Origin of the sequence: Micromonospora sp. A3M-1-15 (genome assembly GCF_024213425.1) — a bacterium.
GTDB classification, from domain to species: domain Bacteria; phylum Actinomycetota; class Actinomycetes; order Mycobacteriales; family Micromonosporaceae; genus Micromonospora; species Micromonospora chersina.
In genome coordinates, this window is sequence record NZ_JANAVK010000001.1 from 1,090,700 (window position 1) to 1,113,910 (window position 23,211).

The following is a 23,211-nucleotide window of genomic DNA, read 5'->3' on the forward strand; positions in this document are numbered from 1 at the left end:
TTACCGTGTCAGGGGTGGACGCCCTGGAGACCCCCTTCCCCGCGCTGTTCAACTTCCGCGACGTCGGCGGCTACCGCAGCCACGACGGGCGCACCGTCCGGCACCGCCGGCTCTACCGCTCCGACTCGCTGCACCGGATCGACGAGACCGACCGGTCCGCGTTCACCGCGCTCGGCATCCGCACCGTCATCGACCTGCGCCGCCCCACCGAGGTGGCGCGGGACGGCCGGGTGCCCGCCTACGACGGGCTCACCTACCGGCACATCCACCCCGAGCACCAGGACTGGGCCGAGCGGCGGTACGAGCCCGGCAGCGACCTGGCCCGTTACCTCGCCGACCGGTACGCCGACCTGGCCCGCACCGGCACCGCCGGGCTGGCCGAGGCGGTCGGCCTGATCGCCGACAGCGCCAACGCGCCGGTGGTGGTGCACTGCGTCGCCGGCAAGGACCGCACCGGCATCGTCTGCGGCCTCACCCTCGCCGTGCTCGGCGTGCCCGACGAGGACATCGCCACCGACTACGCGCTCAGCACCGCGGCGTCCGAGCGGTTCAGCGCCTGGGTCCGGGCCACCGTGCCGGACGCCGAGGAGCCGCCGCCGCCGTTCCTCGCCTCCCCCGCCGAGGCGATGATGCTCTTCCTCACCGAACTGCGCGAGGGCTACGGCTCGCCCGAGGGTTACCTCCGGCACGCCGGCGTGACCGACGAGCAGCTCGGCGCCATCCGCGCCCACCTCCTCGACTGACCTGCGCGGCAAGCGCGCACGGCCGGCGCCGTCGAGGACGGGCCGGCCGTGCGGGTGGAGCGGGTGGACGGTCAGAGCACGCGGGAGACCCAGCCGTGCCGGTCCTCGGCGCGACCGCGCTGGATGTCGACCAGCTTCTGGCGCAGGGCCATGGTGGAGCGGCCCGGCTCGCCGCCGCCGATCAGGAACTCCCCGTCCGGGAAACGCACCCCGCCGATCGGGGTGATCACCGCGGCGGTGCCGCAGGCGAACACCTCGCGCAGCCGGCCGCTGGCCGCGTCGGCCTGCCAGTCGGCGAAGCTGACCGGACGCTCCTGCACCCGGTGCCCCGACTCGGCGGCCAGGGTGAGGATCGCGTCGCGGGTGATGCCCGGCAGGATGGTGCCGGTCAGCGGCGGGGTGACCAGAGTGTCGTCGTCGTAGACGAAGAAGACGTTCATGCCGCCCAGCTCGTCGACGAAGCGCCGCTCCACCGCGTCCAGGAAGACCACCTGGTCGCAGCCGGCCTCGATGGCCTCGGCCTGCGCGGCCAGCGACGCGGCGTAGTTGCCGCCGCACTTGGCCGCGCCGGTGCCGCCGGGCGCCGCGCGGGTGTAGTCCGGCGAGACCCAGACCGTCACCGGCTTGACCCCACCGGCGAAGTACGCACCGGCCGGCGAGGCGATCACGCAGTAGAGGTATTCGTTGGCCGGGCGGACGCCGAGGAAAACCTCGCTGGCGAACATGAACGGACGCAGGTAGAGGCTGGCGTCCTCGTGCTCCGGAATCCAGTCCTGGTCGATCTCGACGAGCCGGCGCAGCGACTCGACGAACGTCTCCGGCGGCAGCTCCGGCATGGCGAGCCGGTGGGCGGAGGCGACGAAGCGGGCGGCGTTGGCCTCCGGACGGAACATGGTCACCGACCCGTCGCCGGTCCGGTACGCCTTCAGCCCCTCGAAGATCTCCTGCGCGTAGTGCAGGACCGCGGCGGCCGGGTCCATCGGGATCGGCGCGCGCGCCTCCACCCGGGCGTCGTACCAGCCCTTGCCCTCGGCGTACCGGATGGTCACCATGTGGTCGGTGAACACCCGGCCGAAGCCCGGGTTCGCCAGCAGGGCGGCCCGGTCGGCGGCGGATACCGGCGCGGGATTCGGACGGATCTCGAAATCGAGCTTGTCACCACCGCTCATCGCGCTGACCTCCCTGCGGGTCCACGGCATGCGGGATCGCACGCCGACGTCACTGGTGCCAGAAACTTACCCCGAACGGTCGTTCAGCGGATAGCTCCGCCCCGGCACATCGCGCGCTCCGGACGGGCGGCCCGCACGGACCGCAACTCGAGCGGGCCCGGGTGCGGGTCTGGCGGCCCGGATCCGGGCCCAGGGTGACGGCCCGGTCAGGCTACGGCGTACCCGGCGAGCCGGTCGCCGACCTCCTCGGTGCGCAGCGGCGCGCCCGGCGTACGCCCGGCCAGCTCGCTGGCGACGGCGGCGGTGACCCGCGCGGCGGCGTCGGCGTGGCCGAGCTGGTCGAGCAGCAGCGCGGCGGAGAGCACCGCGGCCACCGGGTCGGCGACGCCCCGGCCGGCGATGTCCGGCGCGGAGCCGTGCACCGGCTCGAACATCGAGGGGTAGCGCCCCTCCGGGTTGATGCAGCCGCTGGCCGCCAGCCCGATGCCACCGGTCACCGCGGCCGCGATGTCGGTGAGGATGTCGCCGAAGAGGTTGTCGGTGACCACCACGTCGTACCGCGACGGGTTGGTCACCAGGAACATCGCGGCGGCGTCGACGTGCTGGTACTCGGTGGTCACGTCGGGGTGCTCGTCGGCGACGGCCGCGAAGGCGCGCGCCCAGAGCGAGCCGGCGTGGGTGAGCACGTTGGTCTTGTGCACGAGGGTGACCTTGCGCCGCTCCCGGCGGCGGGCCCGGGCGAACGCGTCACGGATCACCCGCTCGACGCCGTGCCGGGTGTTCAGGCTCTCCTCGGTGGCCACCTCGGCCGGGGTGTCCCGGTGCAGCGAGCCGCCGGCGCCCGCGTAGAGGCCCTCGGTGCCCTCGCGGACCACCACGAGGTCGACCTCGCCGGGCTTCACGGCGGCCAGCGGGCCGGTCACGCCGGGCCAGAGCCGGGAGGGGCGGAGGTTGACGTACTGGTCGAAGGCGAACCGGAGCTTGAGCAGCAGGCCCCGCTCCAGCACGCCCGGCGGCACGGTGGGGTCGCCGACCGCGCCGAGCAGGATGGCGTCGTGCCCGGCCAGCTCGTCGAGGACCGAGTCGGGCAGCACCTCGCCGGTGCGGTGGTAGCGGGCCGCGCCCAGGTCGTACTCCGTGGCCTCGACGCCGGGGAGCACCGCGTCGATGACCTTGCGGGCCTGCCCGACCACCTCGGGTCCGATGCCGTCCCCGGCCACCACCGCAATGCGTGCCACCTGGCGCTCCCTCACCTCGTCGTTCTGCGCAACCGTACGTCGCCGTCCCGGCTCCCGGTACGCGTCTTCCAACATTCGGGAAACCGGGATGCACAGGAGTCTCCCAGGTGGCATTCATGGTGCGGTCATGTCCGCTGCCTAGGGTCGGTGTCATGCGGATCGAGGAGCAGCGGCGGGCCCGCTGGACGGACGAGCAGCCCCGCAACCGGTGGATCGACCAGTCCGCCTTCCGCCACCGCCGTCCCGACCTCCGCCTCGGCACCCGCAGCCACCGGCTGGAGCGGGCCGGCGGCGCCGCCGGGGACCGGATCAGCGTCCGGCACACCGTCCGCACCTCCACCGCGGAATACTCGCTGCTGCTCAACGCGCCCGAGTGGCTGGGCCGCCGGGGCGTCGGGGAGGCGCTCCGGGACGCGGTCGCCGAACTGCGCGCCATCGACCTGACCTACGGGCCGAACCAGCCCGACAGCCTGGTGTCGAAGCTGCGCCGGGGCGAGATCGCCCCCGAGTCGTACCCGCCGCTGGCCGACCTGGTGGACCGCTGCACCGCGATGCGGGCGGCCACCGACGGGTGGTTCGACGCCTGGGCGGTGCCGGGCGGTTTCGACCCGGGCGGCCTGCTCGGCGGCTGGGCGGTGGAGCGGGCCGCGGCCCGGCTGCGCGCCGCGGGGGTGCACGACTACGCCGTGCTGGCCGGCGCCGACCTGACCGTCCGCGGCCACGCCGCGCACGGCGGCCCGTGGCGGGTCGCGGTGCACCACCCGACCGACGCGCGGCGGGCGCCGCTGGTGCTGGAGATGACCGCCGGCGCGGTGGGCACCTCCGGGGTGACCGGGCGGCAGGGGCACGTGGTGGACCCGCACACCGGCGAGCCCGCCGACCAGCTGGTCGCCGCCACGGTGGTGGGCCCGGACCTCGCGGTCGCCGACGCCTACGCCACCGCCCTGTACGCCGCCGGCCCGGCCGGACTGGCCTGGTTCCGCAACGGCTCGGACTACCGGGCGCTCTTCGCCCACCGCCGGCACTGATCGTGGAGCGCCGTCCCGCATTCGCATCCGGGACGTGAACCGCGATCGGCCCCCACGGTCTCGGCAACGACCGTGGGGGCCGGTCAGCGACGAGTGCGCGTGGCTCGCGCAATCGAGGGGTGCGGGCCGGTGGGCCGGACGGCCGACCACGTCACCCGAAGACGGGCCGGAATGTCGACTCAGCCAGTGACCGCACGGGTACGCTAGCGAATCGACGCAACTCGACGCAAGAGTCTCCACAGCGGACCGTCCGGCGCCCTGTCGGCAATCAGCGCGTTGTCCTGCGGCGGGGCAGGGGTGACGGCGCGGACCCGGGATGGCACGCTGTCCGCCGTGAGTTTCGATCTGAGCGTGTGGGCCCTGCCGGCCGGGGCCACGCCCGACGACGTGCGGGCGGCGGTGCAGCGGTGCCGCGAGGGGCGGCACGGTGAGCGCTACCCCGACCCGCGGGTGGTCGCCTTCTACCGGGCCATCACGGCCACCTATCCCGACCGTCCGGCGGGCCCGGGCACGCCCTGGGAGGTCACCCCGTTGCACGCGGCCGGTGACCACGTGGAGCTGAACCTCTTCCCCACCTGCGCGGACCAGGTGCTGCTGGACATCGAACGGCTCGCCGGCGAGCACGACCTCATGCTCTTCGACGCGCAGGACGGCTCGGTCTACCCGCCGCCCGCACGCGTCACGTCCTGAGCCACGGATACGACGAGGGGCCCGGCCGTCCGGCCGGGCCCCCGATGCGTCGTGGTCGGACTACTCGTCGCGCAGGTCCGCCGCGCTGGCCGCGACCGCGCCGATCGAGTCGGCCGCCGACGTGAGCAGGTCCGCGCCGAGCGCCTGGTCCACGGTGAGCGTCATCAGCGTCTCGCCACCGGCCTCGCGGCGGGCCACCTGCATGGCGGCGATGTTCACGCCGGCCTCGCCGAGCAGCGTGCCGACGGTGCCGACCACACCCGGCCGGTCGGCGTAACGCAGGAAGACCAGGATGCCCTCGGCGCCGATCTCCACGTCGAAACCGTCCACCTCGGTCAGCTTGAGCACGTCCCGGGTGCCGGTGTGCGCGACCGTGCCGGAGACGCTGACCGTCCGGCCGTCCGGCAGGGCCCCGCGGACCGTCACCAGGTTGGGGTGGTCGACGGTCTCGGCCTGGGTGGCGAGGGTGACCTCGACGCCGCGCTCGGCGGCCAGGTGCGGCGCGTTGACGTAGGTGACCTGCTCCTCCACCACCGAGCTGAACAGGCCCTTGGTGGCGGCCAGCTTGAGCACCGACACGTCGTTGGTGACGATCTCGCCGCGCACCTCGACGGTGACGGCGGCGGCCACCCCGCCGGCCACCGCCGTGAAGGCCCGGCCCAGCTTCTCGGCCAGCGGCAGCAGCGGCCGGACGTCCTCGGCGACCACGCCGCCGGCCTGCACGTTCACCGCGTCCGGCACGAACTCGCCCTGGAGCGCCAGCTTGACGCTCTTCGCCACGGCCAGGCCGGCCTTGTCCTGCGCCTCGTTGGTGGAGGCGCCCAGGTGCGGGGTGGCCACCACGTTGTCGAAGGCGAACAGGGGCGAGGAGGTGCAGGGCTCCTTCGCGTACACGTCGACGCCCGCGCCGGCGACCCGGCCCTCGGCGATCGCGTTGGCGAGCGCCTGCTCGTCGACCAGCCCACCGCGGGCGGCGTTGACGATCCGGACGCCCGGCTTGACGATCGCCAGCTCCTTCTCGCCGATCAGGCCCAGCGTCTCCGGCGTCTTGGGCAGGTGGATCGAGATGAAGTCGCTCTCCCGGAGCAGCTCCTCCAGGCCCACCAGCCGCACGCCGAGCTGCGCGGCGCGGGCCGGCTGGATGTACGGGTCGTACGCGATCAGGCGGGTGCCGAAGGCGGCGATACGCTGCGCGAAGAGCACGCCGATGCGACCGAGGCCGACCACGCCGACGGTCTTGCCCTGGATCTCCACGCCGGTGTACTTCGACCGCTTCCACTCCCCCGCCTTGAGCGCGGCGCTGGCGCTGGCGGTGTTGCGGGCCACGGCGAGCAGCAGCGCGAGCGCCTGCTCGGCGGCGGAGACGATGTTGGAGGTGGGAGCGTTGACGACCATGACGCCCCGCGCCGTGGCGGCGGGCACCTCGACGTTGTCCAGCCCGACGCCGGCCCGGGCGACCACCTTCAGCCGCGGCGCGGCGGCGATCGCCTCGGCGTCGATCTGAGTGGCGCTGCGTACGATCACGGCGTCGGCCTCGGAGAGCGCGGAGAGCAGGGCCGGGCGGTCGGTGCCGTCCACGTGACGCACGTCGAAGTCGTGCGCGAGCACCTCGATGGCGGCGGGAGCGAGTTCTTCGGCGATCAGTACGACAGGATTCATCGGTCCTCGTAGACGCTCGGGTTCTTGGTCGGCCTGGGGCGTCGGGACGCCTCGCTGCGCCCTGCGCCGATCCGTGCCGTGGCCGTCGGGTGCCGGCTGGAGCAGCACCTCACCAAGGATGGTAGGGGTCGGCCCGCCCTCCGGGTCGCGGACCGCGGGGTGAGCGCCCTCACACAGGCTCGTCGCACGTCCGTCATCCCCCGTTCACCCGCTGCCCGGGTCGGGCCGGGGCGGCCGAGGCGTTGGTCACCCGGTCCCACCAGGTGAACGGGCCGCCGAGGGGCGCTCGGCCGCGACTGGGCGAATGACGGCGGCCCGCGGCCCGACGCCGGGGAGAGCGTCGGGTCGCGGGCCGCCTCGGAGCTGCCCGACCCGGGGTCAGGCGGTCTCGGTGATGGGCCGGTCGACCCAGCTCATCATGGCGCGCAGCTTCTGCCCGGTCTCCTCGATCGGGTGCGCCGCACCCTCGGCCCGCCACTTGGCGAAGTTCGGCCGGCCGGCCTCGTCCTCGGCCACCCACTCGCGGGCGAACTCGCCGGACTGGATCTCGCCGAGGATCTTGCGCATCTCCTCCTTGACCCGCGAGTCGATGACACGGGGGCCGCGGGACAGGTCGCCGTACTCGGCGGTGTCCGAGATGCTGTACCGCATCCGGGCGATGCCGCCCTCGTACATGAGGTCGACGATGAGCTTCAGCTCGTGCAGGCACTCGAAGTAGGCCACCTCGGGGGCGTAGCCCGCCTCGGTGAGCACCTCGAAGCCGGTCTGCACCAGTGCGGCCGCGCCGCCGCAGAGCACCGCCTGCTCGCCGAAGAGGTCGGTCTCGGTCTCCTCGGTGAAGGTGGTCCGGATCGCGCCGGCCCGGGTGCCGCCGATCGCCTTGGCGTACGCCAGGGCCAGGCCGAAGGCGTTGCCACTGGCGTCCTGCTCGACGGCGACGAGGCAGGGCACGCCCTTGCCGTCGACGTACTGGCGGCGGACCAGGTGGCCGGGGCCCTTCGGGGCGACCATCGCCACGTCCACGTCGGCCGGGGGCTTGATAAGGCCGTACCGGATGTTGAAGCCGTGACCGAAGAAGAGCGCCTTGCCCGCGGTGAGGTTGGGGGCGATCGCCTCGGCGTACAGGCCGCGCTGGGCGGTGTCCGGCGCCAGGATCATGATCACGTCGGCCTCGGCCGCCGCCTCGGCCGGCGTGAGCACGCGCAGGCCCTGCTCCTCGGCCTTCGGCCGGCTCTTCGAACCGGCGGGCAGGCCGATCACCACGTCGACGCCGGAGTCGCGCAGCGACAGCGCGTGGGCGTGGCCCTGGCTGCCGTATCCGATCACGGCGACCTTGCGGCCCTGGATCAGGCCCAGGTCGGCGTCGTCGTCGTAGAACACCTCAACGCTCATTGACTTCCCTTTCGTACGGCGGTGCCCGTCGGCCCGTCGAAAATCTGGTGGGTGCGAATCAGGCGGCGCGCAGCGCCGGGCCGGCGGTGATCGAGCGGGAGCCGCGCCCGATGGCCACCGTGCCGGACTGGACCATCTCCTTGATGCCGAACGGCTCCAGGTCACGCAGCAGCGCGTCCAGCTTGTCGGGGGTGCCGGTGGCCTCGATGGTCAGCGTGTCCGGCGCGACGTCGACCACCCGGGCGCGGAACAGGGTCACCGTCTCCAGCACCTGGCCCCGGGAGTTGCGGTCCGCGCGGACCTTGACCAGCAGCAGCTCCCGGGCCACCGAGACCTGCGGGTCCAGCTCGACGATCTTGAGTACGTTGACAAGCTTGTTGAGCTGCTTGGTGACCTGCTCCAGCGGGGACGACTCGGCGTTGACCACGATGGTGATGCGGGAGACGTCGGGGTTCTCGGTCTCGCCCACAGCGAGGCTGTCGATGTTGAACCCGCGCCGGGAGAACAGCCCGGAGACCCGGGCCAGGACACCCGGCTTGTTCTCCACCAGCACGGACAAGGTGTGCATCGTCATTACAGCGCCTTCCTCGTCATGCCCTCATGGCCCTCGCTGCGCTCGGTGCGTTCGGTCATGACTACAGCTCGTCCTCGTCGAAGGCGGGGCGCACGCCCCGGGCGAACATGATCTCGTCGTTGCTGGTGCCGGCGGCCACCATCGGCCACACCATGGCGTCCTTGCCGACCACGAAGTCGATGACCACCGGGGCGTCGGTGATCGCCATGGCCGCCTCGATGGTCTTGTCCACGTCGGCGGCGTTCTCGCAGCGCAGGCCGACGCAGCCGAGCGCCTCGGCGAGCTTCACGAAGTCCGGGATGCGGTGCTTGTGGGTGCCCAGCTCGGTGTTGGAGTAGCGCTCCCCGTAGAACAGGGTCTGCCACTGCCGGACCATGCCCAGGTTGCCGTTGTTGATGACGGCGACCTTGATGGGGATGCCCTCCAGGGCGCAGGTGGCCAGCTCCTGGTTGGTCATCTGGAAGCAGCCGTCACCGTCCACCGCCCAGACCGTCGTGTCCGGCTTGCCGACCTTGGCGCCCATCGCCGCCGGGACGGCGTAGCCCATGGTGCCGAGGCCCCCGGAGTTCAACCAGGTGTACGGCTTCTCGTACGAGATGAACTGGCTGGCCCACATCTGGTGCTGGCCGACGCCCGCCACGTAGACGGTGTCCGGGCCGGCGATCTCGCCCAGCCGCTTGATCACGTACTGCGGGGAGAGCGTGCCGTCGGCCGGCTCCTCGTAGCCCAGCGGGTAGCGCCCGCGCAGGTCGTCGAGCTGGTTCCACCAGTCGGCGAGGTCGGCGGCGGGCCGGGCCGCCTGCTCGGCGGTGACGGCCGCGATCAGCTCGTCGATGACGTGCCGGGCGTCGCCCACGATCGGGACGTCGGCGTGCCGGTTCTTCCCGATCTCGGCCGGGTCGATGTCGGCGTGCACCACGGTGGCGTCCGGCGCGAACGAGTCCAGCTTGCCGGTGACCCGGTCGTCGAAGCGGGCGCCCAGCGCCACGATGAGGTCGGACTTCTGCAGGCCGTAGACCGCGGCGACGGTGCCGTGCATGCCGGGCATGCCCAGGTGCTGTCGGTGCGAGTCGGGGAACGCGCCGAGCGCCATCAGGGTGGTGACGACCGGGATGCCGGTCAGCTCGGCCAGCCGGCGCAGCCCCTCGGTGGCGCCGGCCTTCAGCACGCCGCCGCCGACGTAGAGCACCGGGCGGCGGGCGGCGGTCATCAGCCGGGCCGCCTCGCGGATCTGCTTGCCGTGCGGGTGCAGGGTGGGCCGGTAGCCGGGCAGGTCCAGGGTGGGCGGCCAGGTGAAGGTGGTCGGCGCCTGGAGGACGTCCTTGGGGATGTCGACCAGCACCGGGCCGGGCCGGCCGGTCGAGGCCAGGTGGAACGCCTCGGCGAGCACCTGCGGGATCTCCTCGGCCGTCTGCACCAGGAAGTTGTGCTTGGTGATCGGCAGGGTGATGCCCTGGATGTCCGCCTCCTGGAAGGCGTCCGTGCCGATCGACGGGCGGGCCACCTGGCCGGTGATCGCCACCATGGGCACCGAGTCCATGTACGCGTCGGCGATCGGCGTCACCAGGTTTGTCGCGCCCGGACCGGAGGTGGCGATGCAGACGCCGACCTTGCCGGTGGCCTGGGCGTAGCCGGTGGCCGCGTGCCCGGCGCCCTGCTCGTGGCGGACCAGGATGTGCCGCACCGTCGAGTCGTAGAGCGGGTCGTACGCCGGCAGGATCGCGCCACCCGGGATGCCGAAGACGACGTCGACGCCGAGCGCCTCGAGCGACCGCACCAGCGACCCGGCACCGGAGACGGGCGCCGGGTCCGGCTGCCGTACGGCCGGGGTGGCCGGCGCGGCACCGGTGCGGGGAGCGGGGGCGTGGTCGGCGTCGCCGGCCGGCTCGGTGGCCGGGCGGGCTCGCCGGGCGGAGTGGGCGAGGGTCTCTGGCGTGGGTCTCGTCATGGCGGTTCAGGCCTTCGGCTGGAGTGTGTGATGCGCTTCTCAGGATGGAACGCGGGCGTCCCGGCGATGGTCCGACGGCAACAAAAACGGCCCACGTGCAGATGCACGGGGCCAGCGCACTCTCGTTCGGGAGAGTGCGCTCAGGTAAGTACTCGCAGCGACCGGTTCGACGACATGCGGTCAAGCCTGACGCATCTCACGCGATGAGTCAACTGATCCCACATTTTGGTTCACGGACGTGGGCGTGTCGGCTCCCGACGCCCCCTCCACGCCCGGTGCGACCTGCGAAGATCCCTCGTTCGAGGTACGCGGCGCGGGTATCTGGGCGGGTGGGTTCGACCGCAGCCGGGGCAGCAGCGGCGACGGCCCGGTCCGCACCGGCGCGGCCGGTGGGGCGGGCGGCACCGAGGTCGGGCGGTTGCCGGGCGAGGTGGCCGCGTCCAGCATCGCCTCCAGGTGCTCGGCGGGCACGCCCCAGCCGAAGGCCGCGCCCTGCCCGAAGCGGCAACCGGCGGCCACCACGGCGGCCAGCTCGGTGGGAGTGGTGACGCCCTCGGCGATCACCTCCAGGCCGAGCTGGTGCCCGAGGCGCATGACGATGTCGACCATCGGGGCGAACGCCGGGCCGTCCCGGCCGACCGGCCGCACCGGCTCGTGCTCGGCGACCAGGCTGTGGTCGATCTTGAGAATATCGATCGGGAGGCGGCGGAGCTGCCCCAGCGAGGAGTAGCCGGCGCCGAAGTCGTCCAGCGCGATCCGCACCCCGGTGAGGCGCAGCGCGGTGAGCCGCCGGATCAGCTCGTCCAGGTCGGTGGCGACGGCGTGCTCGGTGACCTCCAGCACGAGCCGCTGCGGCGGCACGTGGTGGGCGCGCAGCGCGTCGGCGACCTGGACCACGTACTCCGGGGCGTGCAGCTCCCGGGGCGAGACGTTCACCGACACCCAGACGTCGTGCCCGTCGGCCAGCCAGCGGGAGAGCTGGTAGCACGCCTGGTGCAGCACCCAGGCGCCCAGCTTGGAGATCATCCCGCACTCCTCGGCCAGCGGGATGAACTCGTCCGGCCGGACGTTGCCCAGCTCCGGGTGGTGCCAGCGGAGCAGCGCCTCGGCCCCCACCGGGCGGACCGAGGGCAGCGAGGCCACCGGCTGGAAGGCCAGCCGCAGCTCGTCGCGCTCGATCGCGCCGCGCAGCTCGTGCTCCAGCATGGTGCGCCGGCGCAGCAGCTGGTCGTAGGTGGCGTCGTAGCGCTCGATCCGGTTCTTGCCGCGCTGCTTGGCGTAGCGCAGCGCCAGGTCGGCGTTGCGCAGCAGCAGCTCGACATCGGTCTCGCCGCAGGCGCCGGCCACCCCGATGCTGACCGAGAGGAAGACCGGCCCGTCGGCCTCCTCGTAGGGGCGGCCGAGCACCCTGAGCAGCCGCTCGGCGACCGGCCCGGGGTCGGACGTGCCGTGCATGAGCACGGCGAACTCGTCGCCGCCGAACCGGGCGGCCAGGTCGCCCGGGCGCAGGTTGCCGCGCAGCCGCCGGCCCACCTCGGCGAGCACCGCGTCGCCGACGTCGTGGCCGCGCATGTCGTTGACGTTCTTGAAGCCGTCCAGGTCCAGCCCGAGCAGCACGCAGGGGACGCCGGCCTCGGCGCAGCGGTGCAGCGCGCCCAGCAGGCCGCGCCGGTTGGCCAGGCCGGTGAGGGGGTCGGTGTGCGCCAGCTCGCGGAAGTGCGCCTCCCGCTCGGCCAGCCGGCCGGCGTAGCCGCGGACGTCGTTGAGGGCCAGGTATTGACGCGCCACCAGGGCGAAGCCCTCGAAGCTGCCCGCCGCGATGCCGAACACGTCGAACCGGCCGCCCTGCAGGAGGTGGTACATGGCGGAGGCGGCCATCGCGAACATCGGCACGAAGGCGTACTCGCCGTCGCGGCCGATCAGGTCGACGTCGACCCGCGGCAGGTCGACGCGGTGCGCGGCCAGGGCGGTGGCCAGCAGGCCGGCGGCGATCACCGCGGCGCCGGCGAACGCCAGGCCCGGACCGGCCTGGCAGAGCCCGGCCGACAGGCCCAGGCCGCCGCAGGTCACCCCGGTCGCGCCGGCGCCGAGCAGGACGAGGCGGCCGCGCGGCGGCGCCGCCCGCAACACCATGATCACGGTCAGCCCGGCTGTCAGCGCCGCGCTCACCGTGGCCAGCAGGATGGGCAGGCAGGCGACCGGGGTCGCGGCGCCGAGCAGCCGGGTCGGCGGGCTGAACAGCGCCCAGCCGACGAACCAGAGCGCCCCCGCCATGATCAGGCCGTCCAGCAGCAGCCGGGCGGTGGCCGCCCGGGTCGCGGCGGTGCCGGGCAGCCGGAGCAGGGCGACGCCGAGGCCGAGCCCGGCGAGCGTGGTGCCGAACGAGACGAGGGTGGCCCAGCCGGTCCGCTGCCCCTGCCGGTGCGCCCAGTGGTCGCCGGCGGCCAGCGTGCCGGCCAGCCCGAGGAGCAGGCTGAGCAGGGCGATCCCGGCGGCGGCCGCGAGCAGCAGGTGGGCCTGCCGGTGCGGCCCGCCCCGACGGCGCGCCGACACGGCGAGCAGGGCGGCGGCACCGGCCGCGGCGAGCCCGCTCAGCACCGCGACGGTGACCATGCCCGGGGACGACTGCACGACCTCAACTGTGCCGGATCGGCGCCCCCCGTGGGGCACCGGGTGTGCAACTGTTGGGACACGGCGTGCGTGCCCGGGGGCCACCGCGCCGGCGGTGTCAGACTGGTAGGCATGCCTGAGCTGCGGTCGAGGACCTCCACCCACGGTCGGACGATGGCCGGCGCCCGGGCCCTGTGGCGGGCCACCGGGATGACCGACGACGACTTCGGCAAGCCGATCGTCGCCATCGCGAACAGTTTCACCCAGTTCGTCCCGGGCCACGTACACCTCAAGGACCTCGGCGGCCTGGTCGCCGAAGCGGTGGCCGAGGCCGGCGGGGTGGGCCGGGAGTTCAACACCATCGCCGTGGACGACGGCATCGCCATGGGCCACGGCGGCATGCTCTACTCGCTGCCCAGCCGCGAGCTGATCGCCGACGCGGTGGAATACATGGTCAACGCGCACTGCGCGGACGTCCTGGTCTGCATCTCCAACTGCGACAAGATCACCCCGGGCATGCTGCTGGCCGCGCTGCGGCTCAACATCCCGACCGTCTTCGTCTCCGGCGGCCCCATGGAGGCCGGCAAGACGGTGGCGATCGAGGGCGTCGTCCACTCCAAGATCGACCTGATCGACGCCATGATCGCCTCCTCGAACGAGGCGGTCACCGACGACCAGCTCGGCGAGATCGAGCGCTCCGCCTGCCCGACCTGCGGCTCCTGCTCCGGCATGTTCACCGCCAACTCGATGAACTGCCTCACCGAGGCGATCGGCCTGGCGCTGCCCGGCAACGGCTCGACGCTGGCCACCCACGCCGCCCGCCGGTCGCTCTTCGTCGAGGCCGGCCGCACCGCCGTGGAGCTCGCCAAGCGCTGGTACGACGGCGACGACGCGTCCGTGCTCCCCCGGTCGATCGCCACCCGGGCCGCCTTCGAGAACGCCGTCGCGCTCGACGTGGCCATGGGCGGCTCGACCAACACCGTGCTGCACCTGCTCGCCGCCGCCCGCGAGGCGGAGCTGGACTTCGGGGTGGCCGACATCGACGCCATCTCCCGGCGGGTGCCCTGCCTGGCCAAGGTCGCGCCGAACTCGCCGCAGTACCACATGGAGGACGTGCACCGGGCCGGCGGCATCCCGGCCATCCTCGGCGAGCTGGACCGCGCCGGCCTGCTCCACCGGGACGTGCACGCGGTGCACTCGCCCACCCTGGAGCGGTGGCTCGCCGACTGGGACGTGCGCGGCGGCTCCGCCATCCCGGAGGCGCTCGAACTGTTCCACGCCGCCCCGGGCGGGGTGCGCACCACCGAGCCGTTCTCCACAGCCAACCGCTGGTCGTCGCTGGACACCGACGCGGCCGGCGGCTGCATCCGGGACCGGGAGCACGCGTACAGCGCGGACGGCGGGCTCGCCATCCTGCACGGCAACCTGGCGCCGGACGGCTGCGTGGTGAAGACCGCCGGGGTGCCCGAGGAGTGCCTCACCTTCCGCGGGCCGGCCAAGGTCTACGAGTCGCAGGACGACGCGGTGGCGGCGATCCTGGCCAAGCAGGTCGTCGCCGGGGACGTCGTGGTGATCCGGTACGAGGGCCCGAAGGGCGGCCCCGGCATGCAGGAGATGCTCTACCCCACCTCGTTCCTCAAGGGACGCGGGCTGGGCCGCTCCTGCGCGCTGCTCACCGACGGCCGGTTCTCCGGCGGCACCTCCGGCCTGTCCATCGGGCACGTCTCCCCCGAGGCGGCCTCGGGCGGGCTCATCGCGCTGGTCCGGGAGGGCGACGACATCGTCATCGACATCCCGGCCCGGTCGATCCGGCTCGACGTGCCCGACGACGTGCTCCAGGCGCGGCGGGTGGCCGAGGAGAAGCGCGACCGCCCGTACACCCCGACCGACCGGGTCCGGCCGGTGTCCGCGGCGCTGCGCGCGTACGCCTCGATGGCCACCTCGGCCAGCGACGGCGCGTACCGGCGGGTCCCGGAGTAACCGCCCCGGCGGTCAGCCGGCCAGCGCGATCGCGCGGGCGTGGCGGATGGCGGCCGGGGTGTCCGGGAAGATCAGACCCTCCCGGCGCAGCTCGGCCGCCACGCCCAACGTGTTGAGCACCTGGTCGTGGCCCGGCGTGATGCCGGAGAGCAGCACGGCGATCCCCCGCCCGCGCAGCCGGTCGACGGCGTCGCCGAGCACCTGCGCGCCGGTGGCGTCGACCGTGGACACCCGGGACATCCGCAGGATGACCACGCGGACGTCGGCCACCTCGGCCAGCTCCAGCAGGAACGTGTGCGCGGCGGCGAAGAAGAGCGGCCCGTCCAGCCGGTACGCCACGATGTGCTCGGCCAGCAGCGTGTGCTCCTCGGCGCTGTGCTCGCCGGGGTCGAGGGGGACCTGTTCGAGCCGGGCGCTGCGGGCCACCGCGCGCAGCGCGAGCACGACGGCCACGGCCAGCCCGACCGCCACGGCGGTGACGAGGTCCCACATCACGGTGACCGCGAAGGTGAGCACCAGCACCACGGCGTCGGCCCGGGTGGCCCGGAGCAGCGCCCGCAGCGACCCGGCCTCGACCATCCGTACGGTGGTGGCGAGCAGCACCCCGGCCAGCGCGGCGAGGGGGATGCGGCCGACGAGCGGGGCGGCGGCCAGCACGATGGCGGCGAGGGCGACGGCGTGGGTGAGCGCGGCGAGCTTCGACGAGGCGCCGGCCCGCACGTTCACGGCGGTGCGGGCGATGGCGGCGGTGGCCGGGATGCCGCCGAACACCGGGGCGGCCAGGTTGGCCAGGCCCTGCCCGAAGAGCTCCCGGTCGGGGTCGTGCCGTTCGCCGACGGTCATCCCGTCCGCCACGGTGGCGGAGAGCAGGCTCTCCAGGGCGGCGAGCGCGGCCACCGCGAGCGCGCTGGGCAGCAGCACGCCGACCGCGCCGGGGTCGAGGAAGTCCAGCGAGGGGGCGGGCAGCCCCTGCGGCAGGGCGCCGATGCGGACCAGGTCGACCGGGGCCAGTTCGGCGAGGAGCGTGGCGGCGGCCACCCCGAGCAGGGAGAACGGCAGGCCGGGTCGCCAGCGGGCGCCGAGCAGCATGAGCGCGGCCACCCCGAGCGCCACGGCGACGGCCACCGGGCGCGGGTGGGCGGCGAACCGCACGACCGCGTCCGCGGCCACCGCCCAGACCTTCTCGCCGTGGGCGTCGGTGACGCCGAGGGCCGCCGGCACCTGTTGCAGGGCGATCACCACGGCGATGCCGGCGGTGAAGCCCTCGATCACGGGGGTGGGCAGGTAGCGGACGTAGCGGCCGAGGCGGGCCAGGGCGAGGGCGAGCAGGATCAGGCCGGCCAGCGCGCCGACCATGAGCACGCCCCGGGCGCCGAAGCGCTGCACCACCGGCACGAGCACCACGGTCATGGCGCCGGTGGGGCCGGAGACCTGGAGGTTGGAGCCGCCGAAGATCGCCGCGACGGCCCCGGCGACCACGGCGGTGACCAGCCCGGCCTGCGCGCCGAGGCCGGAGGTGACGCCGAAGGCGAGCGCGAGGGGCAGGGCCACCACGGCCACGGTGAGCCCGGCGAGAAGGTCACGGCGGGGCGAGCGGCGGACCGCCGCCCAGTCGGACCGGCCCGGCAGCAGCCCGGACAGCCGGGTCCGGAGCAGCCGGCCGGGCCGCCGCGGGCCGCCGGGGACGCCGGGCCGGGACGAACCGTCGACGGCGGAGGGGGCCGCCGCGCTCACCGCTGCCCTTCCCCGGCGCGCAGCTCGTCGAGGAGGGCGTCCCGGTCGGTGAGGACCGCGCCGAGGATCCGCCGGCCGGCGGCGAGCAGGTCGGCCACGTCGGGGGTGCTGAGCGAGTAGACGACCAGCGGGCCGTCCCGGTGCGAGGTGACCATGCCGGCCCGGCGCAGGACGGCGAGCTGCTGGGAAAGGTTGGACGGCTCGACGTCGATGGCGGTGAGCAGGTCGCGGACCGGCTTGGGCCCGTCCTGGAGCAGTTCGAGCACCCGGATCCGGACCGGGTGCCCGAGGGTGCGGAACAGCTCCGCCTTGGCCTGGTACAGCGGCACGGACATGTCGACTCCTCCCCGAGACCCTGAAGACTTTAGCACTTGCAGAAATCTTCAACTGGCTGCCGAGATCTTGGAGAGTTGCCGTCCGCTCCGAACGGCAACTCTCCAAGATCCAGAAACCGCTATCGGGTGATGTCGTTGACGCAGCGCAGCACCGGGCGGCGGGTGAGCGCCGCCGGGTCGAGCGGGGATTCGGCGTGCACCGTGAACGTGGCCGACTCCCCCGGCAGCAGGGTGACCAGCGCCCGGTCGACCTGCGCCGCCGGGTCGAGCCGGTCCGGGAAGAGGGTCAGGTCGCGCAGCACCGTCCGGGCGGTCACCCGGACCCGCTGGCCGCCGCCCGCCGGCTCGACCGTCGCGGAAAGCTCCGCGGCCGGCCACTCGACCTCCCGGTCGGTGGCGAAGAACCACAGCGCCCGCTCCGCGGTCTCGCCGGCCTCCGCGACCAGCAGCTCCCGCCGGGCCTCGTCCGGCCGCGCCAGCTCCGCCGGCAGCGCCAGCACCACCGAGGAGTACGCGGGGACGTCGAGGTCCACCGAGGTCTTCGCCCCCGGCTCCCCGGTGAGCGTGAGCCGGGTGACCGTGGCCGGCGCGCGCCACGCCTCGCCGGTCTCGTTCACCGCCACCAGCGCCAGCCCGCCGTCCCGCGGCTGCACGGTGAGCAGGCGGTCGGCGTATGCCCGGCGCAGCGCGTACCACAGGGGTTTGCGCCGGCCGTCGCCGTCGACCGCCGCCCACGAGGTGACCGGCCAGCAGTCGTTGAGCTGCCAGACGATGGTGCCCATGCAGACCGGCCGGTGCGAGCGGAAGTGCTCGACGCCGAGCTGGATGGCCCGGGCCTGGTTGAGCTGGGTGAGGTAGTGCCAGTCGTCGAAGTCCGCGGGCGCCGGCAGGTGGGCGTCGAGGCCGCGCTGGAGCTTGCGGTCCCCGTCGATCGCCTTCTGGTGGTGCGCCATGCCGGGCGAGTCGTGGGCGAGCGGCTCGTCGGAGAGGGCCCGGCGCAGGGTCGCGTACGACGGGGGCGCCTGGTAGCCGAACTCGGCGACGAAGCGGGGCACGTACTCCCGGTACTTCGTGTAGTCGTCGGTGTTCCACACGTCCCAGATGTGCGTGGTGCCGTGCGCCGGGTCGTTCGGGTGCACGTCCTCGCTGCCGGACCAGGGGCTGCCCGGCCAGTACGGCCGGGTCGGGTCCAGCTCGGCCACGATGGCGGGCAGCAGCTCCAGGTAGTAGCCGCGGCCCCAGGTGCGGCCGGCCAGGGGCTCCTGCCAGTCCCAGTCGTGCCAGCCCCAGATGTTCTCGTTGTTGCCGGTCCAGAGCACCAGCGAGGGGTGGCTCGCGAGCCGGGTGACCTGCTCCCGCGCCTCCGCCTCAACCTCGGTGCGGAACGGCTCCTCCTCCGGGTACGCGGCGCAGGCGAAGAGGAAGTCCTGCTGCACCAGGAGCCCGAGCTCGTCGGCCAGCTCGTAGAAGTCCGCCGACTCGTACCGGCCGCCGCCCCAGACCCGCAGGAGGTTGACGTTCGCGCCGACCGCCTGCGCGAAGCGCTCGGCGAGGCGGGCGCGGGTGACCCGGTTGGGGAAGGCGTCGTCGGGGATCCAGTTGACGCCCTTGACGAAGACCGGCACCCCGTTGACGTGCAGGGTGAACGCGGAGCCGTGCGCGTCGGGGGCGGTGTCCAGGCGCACCGAGCGGAAGCCGATCCGGCGGGACCAGCCGTCCAGCGCCCGGCCGTCCTCGGCGCACAGGGTCACGTCGAGGTCGTGCAGGGGCTGGTCGCCGTACCCCACGGGCCACCAGAGCGCCGGGTCGCGGACGGTGAGGGTCGCCAAGGCGTGGCGTTCCCCCGCCGGGACGGCGACCTCGACGGCGACGCCCGCGACGACGGCGCGCACCGTGAGCGGGTCGTCGCCCGCCCTTTCGACCTCGACGTGCAGCTCCACCCGACCGGTGCCGTCCTCGACCGTGACCAGCGGCCGGACCGTCGCGAGCCGGGCGGTGGACCAGCCGTGCAGCCCGATCTCCTGCCAGATGCCGGCGGTGACCACGGTCGGTCCCCAGTCCCAGCCGAAGTTGCAGGCGGTCTTGCGGATGAAGTGGAAGGGCTCCGGGTACGCGTTCGGCCGGTCGCCGAGCCGCTCCCGGTGCGCCTCCGCGTAGCGGTACGGCGAGTCGAACCGCACGGTGAGGGTGTTGGCGCCCGGCCGCAGCAGCGGGCCGACGGCGAAGCGGTAGCCGCGGTGCTGGTTCTCGGTGCGGCCGACCTCGACGCCGTTGAGGGTGACCGTGGCGACCGTGTCCAGACCGGCGCAGACCAGGTCGATCCGCTCGTCGTCGCCCGGCCGCCAGTCGAAGGTGGTCTCGTAGACCCAGTCGGTCCAGCCGATCCAGCCCAGGCCGCTCTCGTTGTCGTCGAGGTACGGGTCGGGGATGAGGCCGGCCGCCAGCAGGTCGGTGTGCACTTGTCCGGGGACGGTCGCCGGCACCGCCCGACCGGCGACCTCCGGTGGCACCTGCGGGCCGGGCACGGCCCGCAGCACCCAACCCTCGTGCAGCGTCTGACGGCTCACGACTTCACCGCGCCTTCCATGATTCCGCGGACGATCTGACGCCCACCGATGAACAGCATGACCAGCAGGGGGACGGTGGCGATGAACGCGCCGGCCAGCACCCGCCGGTAGATCACGTAGTTGCCGCTGGCCAGGTCGGACACCGCCACCATCGAGGTCGGGAAGTCGGTGCCGCTCAGCGTGATGAGCGGCCACTGGAAGTCGTTCCAGGTGGCCACGAAGGTGAGCAGCCCGAGCACGGCCAGGGCCGGGCGGATCGCCGGCACCACGATGCTGGCGTACACCCGCATGGTGGTGGCGCCGTCCATCCGGGCCGACTCGACCAGCTCGTCGGGGACGGTGTTGACGATGAACTGCCGCATGTAGAACACGCCGAACGCGGTCACCAGCCCTGGGGCGATCACCGCGAGCAGAGTGCCGTTCCAGCCGAGCTTGCCCATCACGATGTAGAGCGCCACGATGCCGAGCTGGTTGGGCACGGTCAGGGTGAGCACCACGAAGAGCATCAGCGCGTTGCTGCCCCTGAAGCGCAGCTTGGCGAAGGCGAACCCGGCCAGCGAGCAGAAGAACAGCACCGAGGCGGTCACCACGGTGGCCACGATGACGCTGTTGACCAGCGAGGCGGCGAAGTAGACGTCCTGGAGGGAGAAGACCTCGTCGACGTTGGTCATGAACCGGCTGCCCGGGACGATCGCCGGCGGCAGCTTCGCGAGGGCCTCGTCGTCGCTTGTCGCGATGACGAACATCCAGTAGAGCGGGAACGCCGCGAACAGCATGGTCAGCGCGAGGAACAGGTAGGTCCAGAGGCCGGCCGGGGTCTCCTGGGGGGCCCGGCCCATCAGCCGCGGCTTGCGGCGCGCGGGTGCGACCGTCGTCATTTGCGCCCTCCGGACAGGCGGTTCGTCACCACGTAGTTGACGCCGGCGACGATCAGGATGATCAGGAAGAGAGCCCAGGACATCGCCGCGGCATAGCCGAGGTTGAGGTCCTTCCAGCCGACCTTGTAGATGAGCTGGGCGATGGTCTGCCACTCGCCGTCCGGCCCGCCCGTGGCGGCCTGGGCGTTCGGGTCGAAGAGCATCGGCTCGGTGAAGAGCTGGAGACCGCCGATGGTGGAGAGGATGACGGTGAAGAGCACCACCGGCTGGATCATCGGCACGGTGATCCGCCACAGCTGCTTCCACGGACCGGCGCCGTCGATCGCCGCCGCCTCGTAGACGTCGCGCGGGATGGACTGCATCGCGGCCAGGTAGAGCAGCGCGTTGTAGCCGATCCACTTCCAGTTGACCATCGTGGCGATGGCGATCCAGGAGTGCAGCTTGTCGGCCCGCCAGTCGATCGGGTCGTCCGGGCCGCCGAGGCCGAACAGGCCGAGCACCCAGTTGGCCATGCCGAAGTCGCGGGAGAAGAAGACGCTGAACACCATGGTCGAGGCGACGATCGGGGTCACGTACGGCAGCAGCACCCCGACCCGCCACCAGGTCTGCGCGCGCAGCTTGCGGTTGAGCAGCGAGGCGACCACGAGCGCGAGCAACAGCTGGGGCACCGAGGAGAGCAGGAAGATGCCGAAGGTGTTGTAGAGGGCGTTCCAGAAGTCCTCGTCGCCGAGGAGCCGGCTGAAGTTCTCGACGCCCGCCCAGTACGGCAGGGTCGGGTCGTCGAGCCGGTAGTTGCGGAGCGACACCACGGCGTTGAAGAGCAGCGGGAAGAGCCCGAACACGATGAAGAGCAGGAAGAACGGCGCGATCATGAGGTACGGCATGTAGCGCATGTCGAAGCGGTACAGCCGGTTGCGCCAGGTCAGCCGCCGGTCGTCGCCCCCGGAGCGGCCGCGCTCCGGCGCGGCTCGGCGGCTCGGCGACGCGGGCGCGGCACGGGTGGTGGACATCGGATCACTCCAGGGCCGAGGTGGGTGAGGAGATCGGGCGGTGACGGGGCCGGCCGCGGCCCGCCCCGTCACCGGTGTCCGGTCAGGACTTGGCGGCCTTGTCGGCCTCCTTGACCGCCTCGCCCCAGGCGGCGTCCGGCTTCAGGCTCTTGTTCTCGACCCGCCGGATCACGTTCTCCACGGCGACCCGGGTGGGGCCGTTCTTCTTGCCCAGGTACTGCGGGGTGAGACCCTGCGCCATCTTGGGGAAGATCTGGCCGACCGGGGCGTTGTTGAAGAACGGGTTCTTGAAGTCGGCGATGGCCGGATCGGCGTAGAGCGCCGGCTGCGAGGGCAGGTTGCCGACCTTCTTGAAGATCTCGATCTGCTGCTCCGGCGCGACCAGCCACTCCAGCAGCTTGTACGCCTCGTCGACGTGCTTGCCCTGCTTGGGGATGGTCAGGAACGAGCCGCCCCAGTTGCCGCCGCCACCGGGCACCGCCGCGATGTCCCACTTGCCCTGGGTGCCGGGGGCGGTGTCCTTGATGTGGCCGAGCATCCACGCCGGGCAGGCGAGCACGGCGAACGCGCCGCTGGTGAAGCCCTTGTCCCAGTCGGCCTGGAAGCTGACCAGGTTGGCCGAGAGCCCGGCCTGGACGGCCTTGACGGTGTAGTCGAAGGCGACCTTCGGGCCGCCGTCCATCTGGAGCTGTTCCTGGTCGTTGTAGAAGCCGACCTGCTGCTGGCCGAGGATCGGGTTGAACAGGTTGGTGCCGGCGTCGATGAACTTCTTGTTGGTCTTGGCGGTGTACTGCTGGCCGACCTCGATGAACTTGTCCCAGTTGGGCCAGAGCGCGGAGACCTGGTCCCGCTCGGTGGGCAGGCCGGCGGCCTTGAACAGGTCGGTCCGGTAGCACATGGCCAGGCCGCCGACGTCGGTGCCGAGGCCGATCTGGGTCTTGCCGTCGGCGGAGAGCGACTGCTTCCACTTCCAGGGCAGGTACTTGCTCTCGTACGAGCCGGCGCCCTTGTCCAGCAGGTTGACGAACTTGTCGGACTGGCTGCGGAACTGGACCATGAAGCCCTCGTCGATCGCCGCGATGTCCGGCGCGCCGTTGCCGGCGACGAGCTTCTTCTGCAGGTCCTCGTGCTGGGCGTTGTACTCGCCCGAGTTCAGCTGGATCTTGATGTTCGGGTGGTCGGCCTCGTACCTGGCCTTGAGGTCCTGGAGGCCGAAGTCGCCCCAGAAATTGATCTTCAGGGTGATCTGACCGTCGGCCGCGTCGGAACCGCCGGTGGTGCTCTTGCCGCTGCAGGCGGCGACCATGACCAGGCTGACGGCACCCACGGCCGCCGCCCGGGCCCAGTGCGTCCAGGACCGTTTCATGTCATCCTCCGCGCCAAATGGGAACGCTCCCGACATCGAGAGACGTTGACTGAACCGGATAAGTGAGCACACCGTACGAGGGACACCCTGGACTGTCAACGGCCGGTCAACAGCGAGACCGTCCGGTAACCCTGGGAGCGCGCTCATGCGTGGTTGAGCGCTCTCCGGAGCACGATCGTGAGCCAGGGGGCTGGCGGAAAGGGGTGGGTGGGGCCGTACGCTTAACCGCGCAAGTGACGGGCCGCCTGGTTCCGTTCCGGGCCGCATCGCGCTGCCGGCACCGCGGCTCC

17 protein-coding genes are annotated in these 23,211 nt (G+C 72.9%); 4 read left to right on the plus strand and 13 right to left on the minus strand.

The genetic code is table 11. The features are described 5' to 3' along the window. Nucleotides 1-14 precede the first annotated feature (14 nt). Nucleotides 15-743: a tyrosine-protein phosphatase gene (locus tag NLX85_RS04970; protein WP_254331830.1), complete on the plus strand. Its 729-nt coding sequence runs from the start codon at nucleotides 15-17 to the stop codon at nucleotides 741-743. A gap of 71 nt (nucleotides 744-814) precedes the next feature. On the opposite strand, the gene NLX85_RS04975 is transcribed toward NLX85_RS04970, so the two are convergent. Together NLX85_RS04975 and NLX85_RS04980 are read right to left on the minus strand one after the other, a co-directional pair. Continuing rightward, nucleotides 815-1,912, minus strand: coding sequence for a branched-chain amino acid aminotransferase (locus tag NLX85_RS04975; RefSeq protein ID WP_254331831.1), 1,098 nt, complete (start codon nucleotides 1,910-1,912; stop codon nucleotides 815-817). Nucleotides 1,913-2,118: 206 nt separating this feature from the next. Beyond that, nucleotides 2,119-3,150: a 3-isopropylmalate dehydrogenase gene (locus tag NLX85_RS04980; RefSeq protein ID WP_254331832.1), complete on the minus strand. Its 1,032-nt coding sequence runs from the start codon at nucleotides 3,148-3,150 to the stop codon at nucleotides 2,119-2,121. Nucleotides 3,151-3,302: 152 nt separating this feature from the next. Here NLX85_RS04980 and NLX85_RS04985 point away from each other — a divergent pair, with 152 nt between their 5' ends. Both NLX85_RS04985 and NLX85_RS04990 read left to right on the plus strand, forming a co-directional pair. Then, nucleotides 3,303-4,178 (plus strand): FAD:protein FMN transferase, encoded by an 876-nt coding sequence (locus NLX85_RS04985; protein ID WP_254331833.1) that lies wholly within the window; start codon nucleotides 3,303-3,305, stop codon nucleotides 4,176-4,178. Nucleotides 4,179-4,511: 333 nt separating this feature from the next. Beyond that, a complete protein-coding gene (locus NLX85_RS04990; RefSeq protein WP_254331834.1) occupies nucleotides 4,512-4,868 on the plus strand; it encodes a hypothetical protein in 357 nt (118 codons plus the stop codon). A gap of 60 nt (nucleotides 4,869-4,928) precedes the next feature. On the opposite strand, the gene serA is transcribed toward NLX85_RS04990, so the two are convergent. The 5 genes from serA to NLX85_RS05015 all read right to left on the minus strand — a co-directional run bounded on the left by serA (nucleotide 4,929) and on the right by NLX85_RS05015 (nucleotide 13,072). Next, the gene (gene serA, locus NLX85_RS04995; RefSeq protein WP_254331835.1) at nucleotides 4,929-6,527 is read right to left on the minus strand and encodes a phosphoglycerate dehydrogenase; all 1,599 of its coding nucleotides are present in this window, start codon (nucleotides 6,525-6,527) and stop codon (nucleotides 4,929-4,931) included. A 378-nt stretch (nucleotides 6,528-6,905) separates the two neighbouring features. Continuing rightward, nucleotides 6,906-7,919, minus strand: coding sequence for a ketol-acid reductoisomerase (gene ilvC / locus NLX85_RS05000; RefSeq protein WP_254331836.1), 1,014 nt, complete (start codon nucleotides 7,917-7,919; stop codon nucleotides 6,906-6,908). Nucleotides 7,920-7,977: 58 nt separating this feature from the next. Next, a complete protein-coding gene (ilvN, locus tag NLX85_RS05005) occupies nucleotides 7,978-8,493 on the minus strand; it encodes an acetolactate synthase small subunit (RefSeq protein WP_254331837.1) in 516 nt (171 codons plus the stop codon). A 61-nt stretch (nucleotides 8,494-8,554) separates the two neighbouring features. Next, complete coding sequence (locus NLX85_RS05010) at nucleotides 8,555-10,441, minus strand: acetolactate synthase large subunit (protein ID WP_254331838.1); 1,887 nt, start codon at nucleotides 10,439-10,441, stop codon at nucleotides 8,555-8,557. 180 nt (nucleotides 10,442-10,621) lie between these two features. Further along, the gene (locus NLX85_RS05015; protein ID WP_254331839.1) at nucleotides 10,622-13,072 is read right to left on the minus strand and encodes an EAL domain-containing protein; all 2,451 of its coding nucleotides are present in this window, start codon (nucleotides 13,070-13,072) and stop codon (nucleotides 10,622-10,624) included. A 111-nt stretch (nucleotides 13,073-13,183) separates the two neighbouring features. Here NLX85_RS05015 and ilvD point away from each other — a divergent pair, with 111 nt between their 5' ends. Further along, nucleotides 13,184-15,031 (plus strand): dihydroxy-acid dehydratase, encoded by a 1,848-nt coding sequence (ilvD, locus tag NLX85_RS05020; RefSeq protein ID WP_254331840.1) that lies wholly within the window; start codon nucleotides 13,184-13,186, stop codon nucleotides 15,029-15,031. Between the two features lie 12 nt (nucleotides 15,032-15,043). Here the strand turns inward: ilvD and NLX85_RS05025 are convergent, their stop codons facing one another. The 6 genes from NLX85_RS05025 to NLX85_RS05050 form a co-directional block, all read right to left on the minus strand. Next, nucleotides 15,044-16,687 (minus strand): SulP family inorganic anion transporter, encoded by a 1,644-nt coding sequence (locus NLX85_RS05025; protein ID WP_254333645.1) that lies wholly within the window; start codon nucleotides 16,685-16,687, stop codon nucleotides 15,044-15,046. A 74-nt stretch (nucleotides 16,688-16,761) separates the two neighbouring features. Next, complete coding sequence (locus NLX85_RS05030) at nucleotides 16,762-17,100, minus strand: helix-turn-helix transcriptional regulator (RefSeq protein ID WP_148427062.1); 339 nt, start codon at nucleotides 17,098-17,100, stop codon at nucleotides 16,762-16,764. A 119-nt stretch (nucleotides 17,101-17,219) separates the two neighbouring features. Next, entirely contained in the window at nucleotides 17,220-19,667 is a 2,448-nt protein-coding gene (locus tag NLX85_RS05035; RefSeq protein WP_254331841.1) for a glycoside hydrolase family 2 protein, read from the minus strand. After that, on the minus strand, nucleotides 19,664-20,506 hold the full coding sequence (locus tag NLX85_RS05040) for a carbohydrate ABC transporter permease (RefSeq protein WP_374628065.1): 843 nt from the start codon (nucleotides 20,504-20,506) through the stop codon (nucleotides 19,664-19,666). The genes NLX85_RS05035 and NLX85_RS05040 overlap by 4 nt, the downstream gene beginning before the upstream one ends. Before the next feature lie 35 nt (nucleotides 20,507-20,541). Beyond that, nucleotides 20,542-21,555, minus strand: a complete 1,014-nt coding sequence (locus NLX85_RS05045) for a carbohydrate ABC transporter permease (protein WP_254331843.1) — start codon at nucleotides 21,553-21,555, stop codon at nucleotides 20,542-20,544. A gap of 82 nt (nucleotides 21,556-21,637) precedes the next feature. After that, entirely contained in the window at nucleotides 21,638-22,921 is a 1,284-nt protein-coding gene (locus tag NLX85_RS05050; RefSeq protein ID WP_254331844.1) for an ABC transporter substrate-binding protein, read from the minus strand. Nucleotides 22,922-23,211: the final 290 nt, after the last annotated feature.